The sequence below is a fragment of the Streptomyces sp. NPDC021093 genome (assembly GCF_044333135.1).
In the GTDB taxonomy this organism is placed as follows: domain Bacteria; phylum Actinomycetota; class Actinomycetes; order Streptomycetales; family Streptomycetaceae; genus Streptomyces.
The window spans coordinates 429,011-441,404 of the sequence record NZ_JBIRQJ010000001.1 but is presented as its reverse complement, the minus strand read 5'-3'; the positions used below and the strand labels follow the sequence as shown (position 1 = coordinate 441,404).

The following is a 12,394-nucleotide window of genomic DNA, read 5'->3' as shown; positions in this document are numbered from 1 at the left end:
GGCCGGAAAGGTCACGAAATGTCGCAGAACAAGACCACTCGCCCCAAGTCAGGCTTCAGCCTGTCCCCGCGCATCGTCATCGGGGTCGTCCTGGCCGCGCTCGCCCTGTGGTTCGTCCTCATCAACACCCGTACCGCGCGCATCCACTTCTGGATCCCGTGGGCCGAAGCCCCCATGTGGTTCGTCCTGGCCGCCACGTTCGCCGCGGGGGCCGCCACCACACTGCTCCTCGGCCGCCGGAAGAAGTAGCCGCGTGGATCCGTGGTGTCACTCCTGCACGGGGTCTTGTACGGGGTCTTGTGCGGGGGCTTTCACGGGAGGCCCGGCGGTTCTCTCGATCAGGAGCACCGCCACGTCGTCGGCCCCCTTGTTCCGGTACTCCCCCAGGTCCGCAGCGAGGCGATCCAGGGCGTCGCCCGCCGCCAGCGAGGCCCACTTCGGCGCACGCGCGGCCAGCGGATAGAACACACCGGCCGCGTCGCGGGCCTCGCTGACGCCGTCCGTGTAGAGCACGAGCCTGTCCCCGACGGCGAACGGATACTCCTTCCACCGGTACGGGCCGTCCAGGAGGCTCGCGAGCGCCACCGGCGGCAGCCTTTCGTCGGGTTCGAGGAACCGGGTGATCTCGCCGCGCTGCCACAGCGGCTCCGGGTGCCCGCAGTTCACGATCCGCACCACCGGGCTCTCCTCGGGGAACTCGGCCAGTACGACGGTGGCGAACCGTTCGGCCGTCTCCGATTCCGGGTGGCGTTCGCTGTGGCGCAGCATGCTGGTCTCCAGCCGGGCCGCGAGCGCCGCGAGGTCGGGTGCGTCGTAGGCGGCCTCCCGGAAGGAGGCGAGCAGCACGGCGGCGTTCTCCACCGCGGGAAGTCCCTTGCCCTGGACGTCGCCGAGGATGACGCGTACGCCGTGGGCGGTGTTGAGGGCTTCGTAGAAGTCCCCTCCGACTCGGGCCTCGCTGGCCACGGCCTCGTAGTGGACGAAGAGGGTCATCGGGCCGATGGCGGGTGGCAGCGGTCGCAGCACGATGCCCTGGATGGTGTGGGCGACCGACCGGGTGTTCTCCAGGCTCTCCTCCCGCAGGAGCCGGACGCGGCTGGCGTAGGCGGCGGCAAGAGTGACGGCCAGAATCGCGACGAGTGGGAGGACGAGGTAGCTGCCGAGCCGGTCGTTGACCAAGGCCAGCACGACTTCCACCGCGATGGCGGCAGCCCCGAAACCGAGGGTGGCACCCACGGTGCAGGACGCCGCGGCAAGGGCGGGAACCGCCGCCAGGAGCCAGTCGAAGCGCTGGTCGAGCGGGGTGGCGGCGTCGAGCGCCACGCACGCCACCAGCAGGAGCAGCGGGGGCCAGGGCACCGGAAAGGCCGTCAGCTTTCGTACCACCTGAGCTCCGTCCTCGCGCCCTGACCTGCCGGCCGGCAGTCCCGCTCCCGGCCGGTAGATCTTCTCCGGCGGAGGCCGAACGGTGTGAAGGGCTCGCCGAACGCGTGCTCGGACCTACGCCGCGAAACCCACGTTCGTGACGTACTCGTACTGGCCCCACTGGCTGCCGAGGTCGACGATCGTGTCCGTCCAGGCGTCGTCCAGGCCCTGCTGGTCTCCCGTCGACCACGATTCGACGATGCGCTCCCAGCGGCGGACGTTCATCGTGCGGTGCTCGATGACGCGGCTGAGGCGCTGCTCGACGCGGGACTGGTTGAGGGGGTGGATCTCGACGCGGGTGCCACGGCCTTCGCGGTTCAGGCGCTTGAGGAGGTGCTGGGCGACGTTCTGCCGACGGACCACGCGGTAGACGGCATCGATGCGTTCGAGGTTGGCACGGGTGGGGGTGCGCTTGCCGTCGAGCCAGGCCTTGAGGGTGCGGTCGGTGACGGTGAGGCCGGCCTCCCGGGCGGAGCGGCGGGCGTGCGGGGTCCTGGTGAGGTAGTGCAGACGGGCCATCAGACCGCGCTTGGCGGTGACGGGGGTGACGATTCCGCCCGCGAGCACGTCGAGTTGGCGCGCCACGGCGTCGGTGCCCTTGATGCCGCTGGCACCGAACTTCCCGAACTCGATATTCCGTTCAGGCATGCGCCACCTCTTCCTCCCTGGCCGTGTCGGCCCACCTTACTCGCGGCACGACGTGAGACGACGCCCGCGACATCGACGGAGCGCGCGGCCGTGCGGGAGCCGCATGGCCGCGCGCCCCGTCGGGACGTCACCGCACGTCGGCGAGCTCCTGCAGCAGCCGCCGCTTGGGCCTGGTGCCCACCATCGACTTCACCGGCTCGCCGCCCCGGAAGACCATGAGCGTCGGCGCCGACAGCACTCCGTACGCCGCTGCCGTCGCCGGGCTGGTGTCCACGTCCAGCTGTACGACCTTGAGCCGGTCGCGCTCCTCCTCGGCGACCGCGCTGAGCACCGGGGCCAACTGCCGGCACGGGCCGCACCAGTCGGCGGTGAACTCCACCAACACCGGCAGGTCCGCCCGCAGCACCTCGTCCGCGAAGTTCGCGTCCGTGACCTCGTCCACCCCTGCTGCCTTGATCATCTTCATCCATCCCCTCGGTCGGTTCAGTCGTGGGCCGGTTCAGCCGTGGGCCCGATCAGCCGTGGGCCCGATCAGTCGTGGGTCAGTTCGCAGCGCGGTTCGGGACCGTCCGGAAGCTCGGCCTCCGCACGTACCAGCTGGGCCCCCACCTGCTCGCGCACCGTCCGCAGCTCTTCGATCAGCACGTCGAGCTCGGCGAGCTTGCGCCGGTAGACGTCGAGCGAGGCGGGGCAGGAGTCCCCGGCCGGGTGCCCGGCCTGCAGGCACTCCACGAACGGCCGGGTCTCCTCCAGGCCGAATCCGACGTCCTGGAGCGTGCGGATCTGTGCCACGAGCCGCAGGTCGTCGTCGCCGTACACGCGGTATCCATTGACCGCGCGCCGGGCGGGCAGCAGCCCACGGGACTCGTAGTACCGCAGGGTCCGGGTGCTGACCCCCGCCTGTTCCGCCAGTTCGCCGATGCGCATGGGAACGACGCTAGACGTTGACGCCGACGTCAAGGCAACGGGTCGATCCAACGGGTCAGGGCAGGGAGGAAGTCAGAAGGAGGGACTCAGGCCGAGGAAGGGCCGTCGGACGGGTCCGGGGCCGTCCCGCGCTCGGCCCTCGCCATGATCTCGGCGACGACCTCGGTCTTCGCGTCGGAGTAGTTCTGCATGAACCGCCATTCCTGCGCGGCGAGCCGGAGCTTCGTACTGCCGTAGAGATCGCGGTCGGCGGCGTGGCCGCGCAGGTGGTCGCGGAAGCGGAGCATGCGGGCGGTCTCGGCGCAGTCGGGCGGAAAGACGTGCAGGTTGGCCTTCGGAAGGGCGGCGCTGAGCCCGGACTTCTTCAGGACCCGGTGCTCGTACCAGTCGGGCTCCCGGATGGCGAGGACGTAACCCAGCCGCTGGAGGCGCGGTACGTAGGAGTCCTCGTCGGCGGGGTCGGGGACGACGAGCACCAGGTCGAGGACGGGCTTGGCGGGCAGCCCCGGCACGGAGGTCGACCCGGCGTGGAAGAGGCCGACGGCGTCGGGCAGTTCGCTGCGGATCCGGCCGGCCTCCGCCTCGTACACGAGGGGCCAGGCGGGATCGTACGGATCGATCCGGATCCGGGTGTCGAGGATCTCGGGGGCGCCGACGTTGGCGGCACGGATGGCCTCCTCGGACATGGGCATGGCAGCCGGGTCGCCGGACTGGCCGGGCTGCTGCTGGCCGGGCTGCTGCTGGTTGGGCTGCTTCTGCTGGTTGGGCATGAGCGTCTCCCACTGGACGGTGTGCTGGACGACACCCACGCTACGAGGCCGCCGACACCCGGATTCACCTCCCCGAAACACCCGCCGGGCAGAATCCCGCCGCATGAAGAACGGCCTGAGGATCGAAGAAGTCGCCTGGCAGGACCCTGACGCGGCCGCGCTCCGCGCACAGCAGCGGGCCGAGATCGCCGTACGGTACGGGACCCCGGACAGCGAGCCGGGACCGGCGCCGTCCGCGGCGGACATCGCGGTGTTCGTCGTGGCACGCACCGACGACGGAACCGCCGTCGGCTGCGGAGGACTCCGCGAACTGGGCTCCGGCATCGGCGAACTCAAGCGGATGTACGTGGCCCCGGCCCACCGGGGAGCGGGTGCCGCGCCACGGATCCTGACCGCACTGGAGGAGTGGGCACGGGAGCGGGGCTGGACCCGGCTGCGGCTGGAAACGGGCCTCGCCCAGCCCGACGCCGTCCGCTTCTACACGCGCTCCGGGTACCGCCGCATCCCCAACTTCGGTTCGTACGAGGGCCTGCCCACCTCCCTCTGTTTCGAGCGCGAGCTGTCGCCCGTACCGGGTGGACGGTGGGACTCCGACCGTGGTGTCCCGGTATTCGAAATGCGGAAGCAATAAATCGTTCACACGTGTGAGACTCCGCGCATGTTGGGTGTAACCGATCTTCCGACCTACCTCATAGGTCTCATCCTGATAGTGCTGCTGCCGGGACCGAATTCGTTGTACGTACTGTCCGTCGCGGCCCGCCGGGGCGTCCGCTCCGGGTATACGGCGGCGGCCGGTGTCTGGTGCGGGGACACCGTGCTGATGGTGCTCTCCGCCGCGGGGGTCGCCTCCCTGCTCCAGGCGAACGCGCTGCTGTTCGGCATCGTGAAGTACGCGGGCGCGGGCTATCTGACCTGGCTCGCGATCGGCATGATGCGGGCCGCGTGGTCGATGTGGCGCACGCGGCGCGAGACGGAGCAGGACCTGGCAGCCGGGTCTGCCGGAACCGCCGGAGCTGCTGGCGCTGCCGGAGCTGCCGGCGCTGCCAGCGCTGCCCGGGCCGCCGGGAGCGCGGAACCCACTGCGGCGGCCAAGCAGGAACGCCCGTACCGCCGTGCCCTGGTGATCAGCCTTCTCAATCCCAAGGCGATCCTCTTCTTCATCTCCTTCTTCGTGCAGTTCGTCGATCCGGCCTACGCCTACCCCGCCCTCTCCTTCGTCCTGCTCGGCGCCCTCGCCCAGCTGGCGAGCTTCCTCTACCTCACCGCGCTGATCTTCAGCGGCACCCGGCTCGCCACGGCCTTCCGCCGCCGCAAGAGGCTTTCGGCGGGGGCGACTTCGGCGGCCGGGGTGCTGTTCCTGGGGTTCGCGGCGAAGCTGACGCTGGCGAGCGCGTAACGCCGCCGGTCAAGGACGCCTGGCCACCCACAGCAGCCGCGTCGTACGGACCGTGAGGTCGTCGCGCCGCAGGATGCTCTCGGGTCCTTCGCCGTCGAGGAGGACGGTGAGCGCGGCGAGGTCGTCGGCGCCCAGCCGGTCTTCGAGGTGGTCGCGCAGGCGGCCCAGGGTCGCCCGCGCGTAGCGGCCGGTGGCGGCGGGCAGCGGGGCGGTCAGCCGGATGTCGAAGCGGCGTTCGGCCTCGACCGTGAATCCGGCGGCGGCCAGCCGGGTGCCCCAGTCGTCGCCCAGGTGCGGTACGGCCTCGGCGTGCTGGTCGGCGAGCGCGGCGTGGCAGCGCTCTTCGAGCCCTGGTCGGCCGAGTTCCGCTTCGAGCTCCGCGGACAGGAAGCGCGGGAACGGCGACGCCTCCATCTCCGCGACGGCCAGCAGCCCGCCGGGCCGCAGCGTCGCGAAGACGTCGGCGAGGGCCCGGTCCGGGTCCGCCATGTGATGGAGCGAGGCCGAGGCCCACATGAGGTCGACGGGGCCGAGGCCGTCCGGCCAGTCCGCGTCCAGGTCCGCCTCGACGGTACGGATCCGGCTCGCGTCCATGCCCGCGTCACGCACCTTGGCGGTGACGCGGTGCAGCATCTCCTCGGAAACGTCCACGGCGACGGCGTCGGCCCCGTCGAAGCGGCGGAGCAGGGCGAGGGTTCCGGTGCCGGTGCCGCTCCCCAGGTCGAGGATCCGGCGCGGGGGCGCGTCGGCGGTCAGCTCGCCGAGCAGGTCGGTCACCTCGGTGAGGTACGAGTGGAGGACCTCGGCATCGAGGTCCAGCATCTCTGCCAGGCCTGACTGGTCGGCCTGGCCGGGCTCGGCGGCATGGTCGGAGTGAGCGGTGTGGGAGTGAGCGGTGTGGGAGTGACCCCCGTGGCTGTGACCCCCGCCGTGGCTGTGGTTCTGGCTCTGCTTCTCGTGGTGATTTCCCATGAATCGACCATACGTCGCACTTGCGCGCCTGGCATACAATCTTGCGTATGACGCAAGACGGCGATCTCGACAACCTCGTACGCAAGCGGATCCGTGGCCTCCGTGTGGCCAAGGGCTGGTCGCTCGACGACCTCGCCGCCCGCTGCTACCTGAGCCCCTCCACCCTCAGCCGCATCGAGACGGGCCACCGCCGGATCGCCCTCGACCAGCTGACCCCGATCGCCCGCGCCCTCGGCACCTCCCTCGACCAGCTGGTGGAGACGGTCGCCGACGAGGACGTGGTGATCCGGCCGCAGCGCGACGAGGTGCACGGCGTGACCAGCTGGCTGCTGAGCAGGGAAGCGGGGCCGCAGGGCGCGACCGTGGCCAAGATCCGCGTCACCCAGCCGGCGGCCAGGCGCCCGCCGGAGACCATGGGCGTGCACCCCGGCAAGGACTGGTTCACGGTCCTGTCCGGCACGGTCGAACTGATCCTGGGAGACCGGACGATCCTGGTCGAGGCGGGCGAGGCGGCGGAGTTCTCCACGATGATTCCGCACGCCTTCGGAGCCCACGGCGGCCCGGCCGAGCTCCTCTGCATCCTCGACCACGACGGACAGCGCACCCACCTGCGGCCGAAGCCGTGACGACCCCGCCCCGCCCTGCTCCGACCCACCCCTCTCCCCCACCGTTCCAAGGAGAAGCCGCCTTGACCTCGCGCCCGGCGCACCCCCGGAAGAAGCAGCTCCTCGTCACGCTGCTCCTTCTCGGGTTCGCCCTCTGGATCACGGGAATCTGCGTGTCCATCGCCCACGAACCGCCGGAGGGCTCCCCTTCGACGAGCACCCTGCGCGACGACGTCGCCGCTTCCGTGCGGGAGCAGGACGCGGACCGGCTGCAGAACCTCTTCCTCAAGGACAGGGCCGCGGACGAGTACGCCCAGGGCCTGCTCGACCGGATGGAGGAATCCCGCCTCGACGGCGCACCCGTCACGCTGGAGTCGGCCCACGGCCGGCAGTTCCTCCGCATCAAGGGCTCCGCTCCCGATGGCCCCGTGTGCGTGGCGTGGCAGGTCACTCAGCAGGACGACCGCTGGTACGTGGACGGCATCCCGCCGGTGACCGGAACCGGCGCCCTCTGCTGAGGCGCCGGCATCGGCGCCCGGTGACGTACCCACACATTCGGTTCGACGTACACGGCGCGGTCGTGGACGAGAGAGCACTGCACCGGGGCGAGCGCGCCGGGCACCTCGACCTCCCCGTCCCGGTCGAAGGGCAGACCGGTCCACCGCCGCCACTCGGCGAGGGAGCCGCTGACCGTCATCGACGCGGGCGCGACCTTCTCGACGGTGCCGCCCGCCTTGACGTGGACACGCACCCACGGGTCGGCCGGCAGCCCGTCCTCCCGTAGGTCTTCGAGGTACGCGGCCAGGGGAACGCGGGGCCGGAGGTGCTTGGCGTTGGGACGCACCGGGGCGAGGAGCGTGTCGTGGCCCTGGTTTCCGACGGCCTCGCGCATCGCGGCGAGCATGCGGTACGACAGGCCGCGGCCGAGGTGGCCGGCGTCCACAGTGATCTCCAACGCGCTGGCGACCGTGGGCGGATTCCCGCGCCGCCGGTCCTCGAACGCCCACAGCAGCACCTGGTCCCAGCCCCGGTCCGGCGTCTCCTCGCGGCCTTCGAGCACCGCGTTGAAGGGCACGCTGAACCCGCGCGCAACGACGCGGTCGCCGTCGGTGGCCACCACGCAGTACTCAGGGAACTCCTCGACCACCCGGCCCAGCAGCGCCCCGACGACCGGCTCGTGGGAGGTGAACTCCGGCCAGGTGTCGGCGATTTCGTAGGCCCGGTCGATGAGTGCCGGACGCTCGGAGAACGGGGTGATGCGGATGCTGCTGGTGCTGTTGCCGCTGCTGTCGTTGCTGGTCACAGCGGGGAGCCTGCCACAGCGCGACCGCTGTGACCACGAGGTTTCCGGCCCGCCGTGCCCTGCGCACGTACCGCTCCGTCGCCGCCTCGGCATCGCTCCGCAGGCTCGTGCACCGGCTCCGCACCGGTTCCGTAGGATCGGCGGGTGATCACGGGGATGGGGACAGGACCGGAAGCAGGGCCGGGGCCGGGGACGGGACCGGAAACGGGACCGACGGCGGACGTCGGCGGGGCGATACCGCCCACAGAGATCGAGCGCGGGCTGCACGTGGCGTACGAGCCGGGCCACGGGACCGGAACCGGAAGCCCCCGCACGGACGAAGTCCTGGACATCCTCTCCTGCACCCGGCTCTACCTCCTCCTCCCCCGCCTCCACGCCGACACCCCCGGCTACGCCCCGCCCCTCCCCACCCACCGCGACCCCGCCACCGGCCGTACCGTCATCCCCGTCCTGACCCCCGGCATGCTGCCGCCCTGGCATCCGGAATGGGTGTTCCGGCAGATCACGCTCGCCGAACTCGCCCGCGTCTGGCCGGACAACAGGCGGCTGCTCGCGGTCAACCACGGCACCCCGTTCGCGCTGACGCTCGACGCACGCCCCAAGCACCGCAGGGCCTGGGAGCAGGCCTGCGCACGCACCGGCGGCCAGCCGAACGGCCGGCTCCTCACCCACAGCGGCGGCCCCCTCCACGGCCCCCTCGCACACGGTCTCGCCCTCGGCGCCCAACTGGCCGTCCACAACGGTCTCGTCTGGAATCAGCTCGGCGCCGCCTACGAGGACTACGCCACCGACATCGACCGCCTCCGCAACCCCTGGCGCGTCCGCAACCGCGCCGACTTCCGGGAGAAGCTCGACGACCTGCTGGCCACCCGGTTCATGGGCCGCGTCCAGGAGTCCGTACTGCACACCAGGCGGACGCTCGTACGGCGGCTGGAGCGTACGCCGTCGTACGAGGAGTGGTCGGCCGCCGTCACCGGCACGCTGCGCACGCACGACGCGTCCACGGCCGACCTGGCCGAGGCGGCCATCACCGTGCGAGCCGTCGTCCGGTACGAGGAGAAGTTCCGGGCGGACGGCGCCCTCGCGCCCGACGGACGGATCGACTCCTTCGCCGCCTTCGACTTCGGGCGTGCGGTCAATGTCGTACGACTGGCGCTGGGCGCCCGCTACATCTCACCGCCGGAAGCCGAACAGGCCGTGCTCACCATCGACGAGGCGGCCCGCCGCGCGTACCCCTCCTGGGCCGACTTCTCCCTGGGCTACGCGCTTCGCCGACTGCTGTCCTTCGACGAGGACGGGGTCGAAATCGCCGACCGGAAGTACCAGGAGTCCCTCATCCAGCACCGCATCCTCACCCAGGACCCCACCAGCCCCTACCGGAACATCCCGTGGTCATGATTCCCCACTCACCCCAACCGCCCCATCAGCCCATCGCCTGGACGCCTCCCTCCGAGACCGAGCGCCTGCTCCACGACGCGGGACTGCGCGGCGACGTCGAGGCCCAGATACGCGTCCTCGCGGGTGCGGAGCTCTACATTCCGGCCGCCAGGGCCGAGGTCGACGCGGACCCCGACTGGGTGTACTGGCGCTCGCACCCGGATCCGGCGGGCCGCAACTGCAGACCCGTACTCACGCGCGGAATGCTGCCGCCGTGGCACCCTGACGTGGTGTTCCACGGGGTGTCCCTCAAGTGGATCGCCGAGTTCGACTGGACCGACCCGCACCAGCTCTTCGCCGTCAACATCGGCACCCCGGCCCAGCTCCTGCTCCCCTCGACACCCCCGCACCGTGCGTACTGGCTGCGCTGTTTCGCCGAGAACGACACCCCCTCCCGCAACCGCCTCCTCGCCATCCGGCACGGCGCGCTGCACGGCCCGCTCGCCTACGGCCTGGCCTGCGGCGTGCACCTGGCGGTGGGCAACGGCGTGCCGTGGAACGAGGTGGGCTCCGTCTGCCGCGACTACCTCAAGGAGCGCGACCAGCTCCGCGAATCCTGGGGCGTCACCGACCATCCCACCTGGCGGCGGCAGTTGGACGCCCTCCTGGAGGCCCGCAACAGCCCGTTCGAGCCCGACTTCGCCCTGCGCGTCCGCGAAAGCCTGCGCCTTTCGCTCGGCGGCGAGCTCCCCTCCCCCGACCTGTGGCGCGAAACCGCCGCCGGACACCTGCACGACAACGGCGACGGCCACGACGCGATCAAGTCCATGGAGGAACTGGTCCGCCGCATCCTGCGCTACGAGGCCCGCTTCCGCGCCGACGGACTGCTGCCCCCTGACGGCCGGGTCTCGACGACGGTCGCCTACGACTACGGCCGCGCGGTGAACCTGGCCCGCTGGGGGCTGTCGGCCCGCTACTGCGCCCCGCCCGAGGCGGAACAGGCCATCGTGCACGCGGGTGCCCTGAGCAAGTCCTCGTACCGCTCCTGGGAATCCTTCTCGGCGGGGTACGCGCTGGGCAGGGTGCTGCGCTTCGACGGGGAGGAGTACGGCACGTTCTACGAGCAGAACGTCACCGCCCACCGCCTCCTGACGGAGCACGAGGGGAGTCCTTGGCGGAACATCTCCTGGCGCTGAGCGGGGCGTGCACCACGGATGCGCCCGTCACCGGACCCCGGCGTCAGGAACGACCTGGCAGGAACGACCTGGCAGGAACGACTCGGCAGGAGCCGACTCCGCCTACAGGTCGTCCCACGCCATGGAACTCATCCGCCAGCCCTCCGGCGTCCGCACGAACTGAGTCGTCTTCCGCCCCGCTCCCTCGAACCACTCACCGTCGAGGAACCCCGACTTGCCGTACTCGCTGAACCGGTGCGCGATCGACCCGAAGATCTCGGTCCGCTCGGCGACCTCCCACTCGGAGAACTCCGTCAGCGTCCCGTCGGCAAGAAGCTTCTCCCGCGGCCCGATGAACCCCTCAAGGTCGTACACGACGGGCTCGCCACCGACGTTCTTGATGATCATCCCCTGTGGAATGAACACCTCCCGAACGACGCCGACATCGGCCCTGGAGCCGCCCGTATTGGCGAACGCCCCGAGAAAGACCCTCATCAACCGGTCGAGCTCACCCTTGACCTCCGACACAACTACCCCCTCCGCACCCGGAATCGACCAACCGCCCGATCCTCTCAGCCCAGCCGGGGCGGCGCCCAGTCGTGGTGCCGAAGGATCATGCGCATCGCCGCGCGGGAGGGCGTCAGCCGCATCGCCGTGTTGCGCAGGGCGACGGCCAGTGGGGCGGAGAGCTGCTGGCCCATCCGGCCGGCCTGCCGGGCGGCCCGCGCGACGGCCTGACTGCGCGGGCGGCGTTCGGCGTCGTACCGGGCGAGCGCGGCCTCGACCGTGGGCTCGATGGCGAGGGCGGCGGCCAGAGTGACCGCGTCCTCCAGCGCCTGGCAGGCACCCTGTCCGAGGTGGGGGGTCATCGCGTGTGCCGCGTCACCGAGCAGCGCGATGCGGCCGACCGCGTACGAGGGGAGCGGCGTGCGGAGTTCGTTGACGTCGTGGTGCAGCACCGCGCCGGGCCGGGTCGCCCGGAGCAGGGCGGGGATCGGGTCGTGCCAGCCGTCGAACCGTCGGCGCAGCTCGGCCAGTGGATCGTCGAACCGTGTCCCGGCGGGCAGATTGAGCACGGCGTGCCACTCGACCCGCCCGTCCTGGAAGGCGATGTGCCCGAACTCGGCGCCCTGCCCCCAGGTCAGCTCGAAGTCGGTGCGCAGCGCGACCGCCTGGTCGGTGATCGCGCGCAGCACCGTCGAGCCGCTGTAGTCCGGACCGGGGTAGGCCGGGAAGAGAAGGCTGCGCGCCCTGCTGCCGATGCCGTCGGCCGCCACCACCAGGTCGGCGTCAAGGACCGTGTCGCCGCAGTCGACCCGGACCGTCCCTGGGCCGGTCTGCTGGACCGGGCCTGCCTCCACGCCGGTCAGCAGTGTCCCTGCGGGCAGGAAGTCGCGCAGCAGCTGGTGCAGCGTGGAGCGGGGGATGCCCATGATCGGCGTGCCCACCGCCCGCTCCAGCACCGCGCCGTCCAGTCGGGCCAACCAGCCACCCTCCGGTGTGCGGGTGCCACCGTTGTACTGGCCCCGCGCGGCCCCCCGTACAAGGTCGCCCACTCCGAGCTCGTCCAGTGCCCGCAGACCGTTCGCGGCCAACGAGATGCCCGCCCCCGCATCGTCGAGGACGGACGCGCGCTCGACGACCGTCACCTCCCAGCCGATGCGGCGCAGGCCGATCGCGGCGGCCAGCCCGCCGATGCCCCCTCCGACGACCACTGCCGTGCTGCCCATGCGAACCCCCTGAGTTTCTACACCTGTAGAAGAGGACTGTACTTGAGGCTCTACAGGTGTAGAAAG

Annotated in this window: 16 protein-coding genes; 7 read left to right on the top strand and 9 right to left on the bottom strand. The window is 71.2% G+C overall.

What is annotated here, in order from left to right; genetic code table 11:
* The first annotated feature begins 18 nt into the window (after positions 1-18).
* Positions 19-249, top strand: coding sequence for a LapA family protein (locus tag ACH4SP_RS02100; protein WP_398408254.1), 231 nt, complete (start codon positions 19-21; stop codon positions 247-249).
* An 18-nt stretch (positions 250-267) separates the two neighbouring features.
* Here the strand turns inward: ACH4SP_RS02100 and ACH4SP_RS02095 are convergent, their stop codons facing one another.
* From ACH4SP_RS02095 to ACH4SP_RS02075, 5 genes are all read right to left on the bottom strand, one after another.
* Positions 268-1,386 carry a PP2C family protein-serine/threonine phosphatase gene (locus ACH4SP_RS02095; protein WP_398408253.1) on the bottom strand — a complete coding sequence of 373 codons (1,119 nt, stop codon included), beginning with the start codon at positions 1,384-1,386 and terminating at the stop codon, positions 268-270.
* A gap of 114 nt (positions 1,387-1,500) precedes the next feature.
* A complete protein-coding gene (locus ACH4SP_RS02090) occupies positions 1,501-2,073 on the bottom strand; it encodes a transcriptional regulator (RefSeq protein WP_398408252.1) in 573 nt (190 codons plus the stop codon).
* Between the two features lie 127 nt (positions 2,074-2,200).
* Entirely contained in the window at positions 2,201-2,533 is a 333-nt protein-coding gene (gene trxA / locus ACH4SP_RS02085; RefSeq protein ID WP_398409502.1) for a thioredoxin, read from the bottom strand.
* 71 nt (positions 2,534-2,604) lie between these two features.
* Entirely contained in the window at positions 2,605-3,000 is a 396-nt protein-coding gene (locus tag ACH4SP_RS02080; RefSeq protein ID WP_398408251.1) for a MerR family transcriptional regulator, read from the bottom strand.
* Between the two features lie 86 nt (positions 3,001-3,086).
* Entirely contained in the window at positions 3,087-3,809 is a 723-nt protein-coding gene (locus tag ACH4SP_RS02075) for a GrpB family protein (protein ID WP_398408250.1), read from the bottom strand.
* Between the two features lie 64 nt (positions 3,810-3,873).
* Between ACH4SP_RS02075 and ACH4SP_RS02070 the strand changes: the two genes are divergently transcribed.
* The gene (locus ACH4SP_RS02070; RefSeq protein WP_398408249.1) at positions 3,874-4,401 is read left to right on the top strand and encodes a GNAT family N-acetyltransferase; all 528 of its coding nucleotides are present in this window, start codon (positions 3,874-3,876) and stop codon (positions 4,399-4,401) included.
* 27 nt (positions 4,402-4,428) lie between these two features.
* Positions 4,429-5,166 (top strand): leucine efflux protein LeuE, encoded by a 738-nt coding sequence (gene leuE, locus ACH4SP_RS02065; protein ID WP_398408248.1) that lies wholly within the window; start codon positions 4,429-4,431, stop codon positions 5,164-5,166.
* A 9-nt stretch (positions 5,167-5,175) separates the two neighbouring features.
* Here leuE and ACH4SP_RS02060 read toward each other — a convergent pair whose 3' ends face one another.
* On the bottom strand, positions 5,176-6,138 hold the full coding sequence (locus tag ACH4SP_RS02060; RefSeq protein WP_398408247.1) for a class I SAM-dependent methyltransferase: 963 nt from the start codon (positions 6,136-6,138) through the stop codon (positions 5,176-5,178).
* 47 nt (positions 6,139-6,185) lie between these two features.
* Between ACH4SP_RS02060 and ACH4SP_RS02055 the strand changes: the two genes are divergently transcribed.
* Both ACH4SP_RS02055 and ACH4SP_RS02050 read left to right on the top strand, forming a co-directional pair.
* Positions 6,186-6,764: a helix-turn-helix domain-containing protein gene (locus ACH4SP_RS02055; protein WP_398408246.1), complete on the top strand. Its 579-nt coding sequence runs from the start codon at positions 6,186-6,188 to the stop codon at positions 6,762-6,764.
* A gap of 62 nt (positions 6,765-6,826) precedes the next feature.
* A complete protein-coding gene (locus ACH4SP_RS02050) occupies positions 6,827-7,261 on the top strand; it encodes a hypothetical protein (RefSeq protein WP_398408245.1) in 435 nt (144 codons plus the stop codon).
* Here ACH4SP_RS02050 and ACH4SP_RS02045 read toward each other — a convergent pair.
* Complete coding sequence (locus tag ACH4SP_RS02045) at positions 7,195-8,046, bottom strand: N-acetyltransferase (protein ID WP_398408244.1); 852 nt, start codon at positions 8,044-8,046, stop codon at positions 7,195-7,197. The genes ACH4SP_RS02050 and ACH4SP_RS02045 overlap by 67 nt on opposite strands.
* A 156-nt stretch (positions 8,047-8,202) precedes the next feature.
* Here ACH4SP_RS02045 and ACH4SP_RS02040 point away from each other — a divergent pair, with 156 nt between their 5' ends.
* Positions 8,203-9,444, top strand: coding sequence for a DUF1266 domain-containing protein (locus ACH4SP_RS02040; RefSeq protein ID WP_398409500.1), 1,242 nt, complete (start codon positions 8,203-8,205; stop codon positions 9,442-9,444).
* The gene (locus ACH4SP_RS02035; protein ID WP_398408243.1) at positions 9,441-10,619 is read left to right on the top strand and encodes a DUF1266 domain-containing protein; all 1,179 of its coding nucleotides are present in this window, start codon (positions 9,441-9,443) and stop codon (positions 10,617-10,619) included. The genes ACH4SP_RS02040 and ACH4SP_RS02035 overlap by 4 nt, the downstream gene beginning before the upstream one ends.
* A gap of 102 nt (positions 10,620-10,721) precedes the next feature.
* Here ACH4SP_RS02035 and ACH4SP_RS02030 read toward each other — a convergent pair whose 3' ends face one another.
* Together ACH4SP_RS02030 and ACH4SP_RS02025 are read right to left on the bottom strand one after the other, a co-directional pair.
* Positions 10,722-11,126, bottom strand: a complete 405-nt coding sequence (locus ACH4SP_RS02030; RefSeq protein ID WP_398408242.1) for a DUF4440 domain-containing protein — start codon at positions 11,124-11,126, stop codon at positions 10,722-10,724.
* Positions 11,127-11,170: 44 nt separating this feature from the next.
* Positions 11,171-12,328, bottom strand: a complete 1,158-nt coding sequence (locus tag ACH4SP_RS02025; RefSeq protein ID WP_398408241.1) for an FAD-dependent monooxygenase — start codon at positions 12,326-12,328, stop codon at positions 11,171-11,173.
* Between the last annotated feature and the right edge of the window lie 66 nt (positions 12,329-12,394).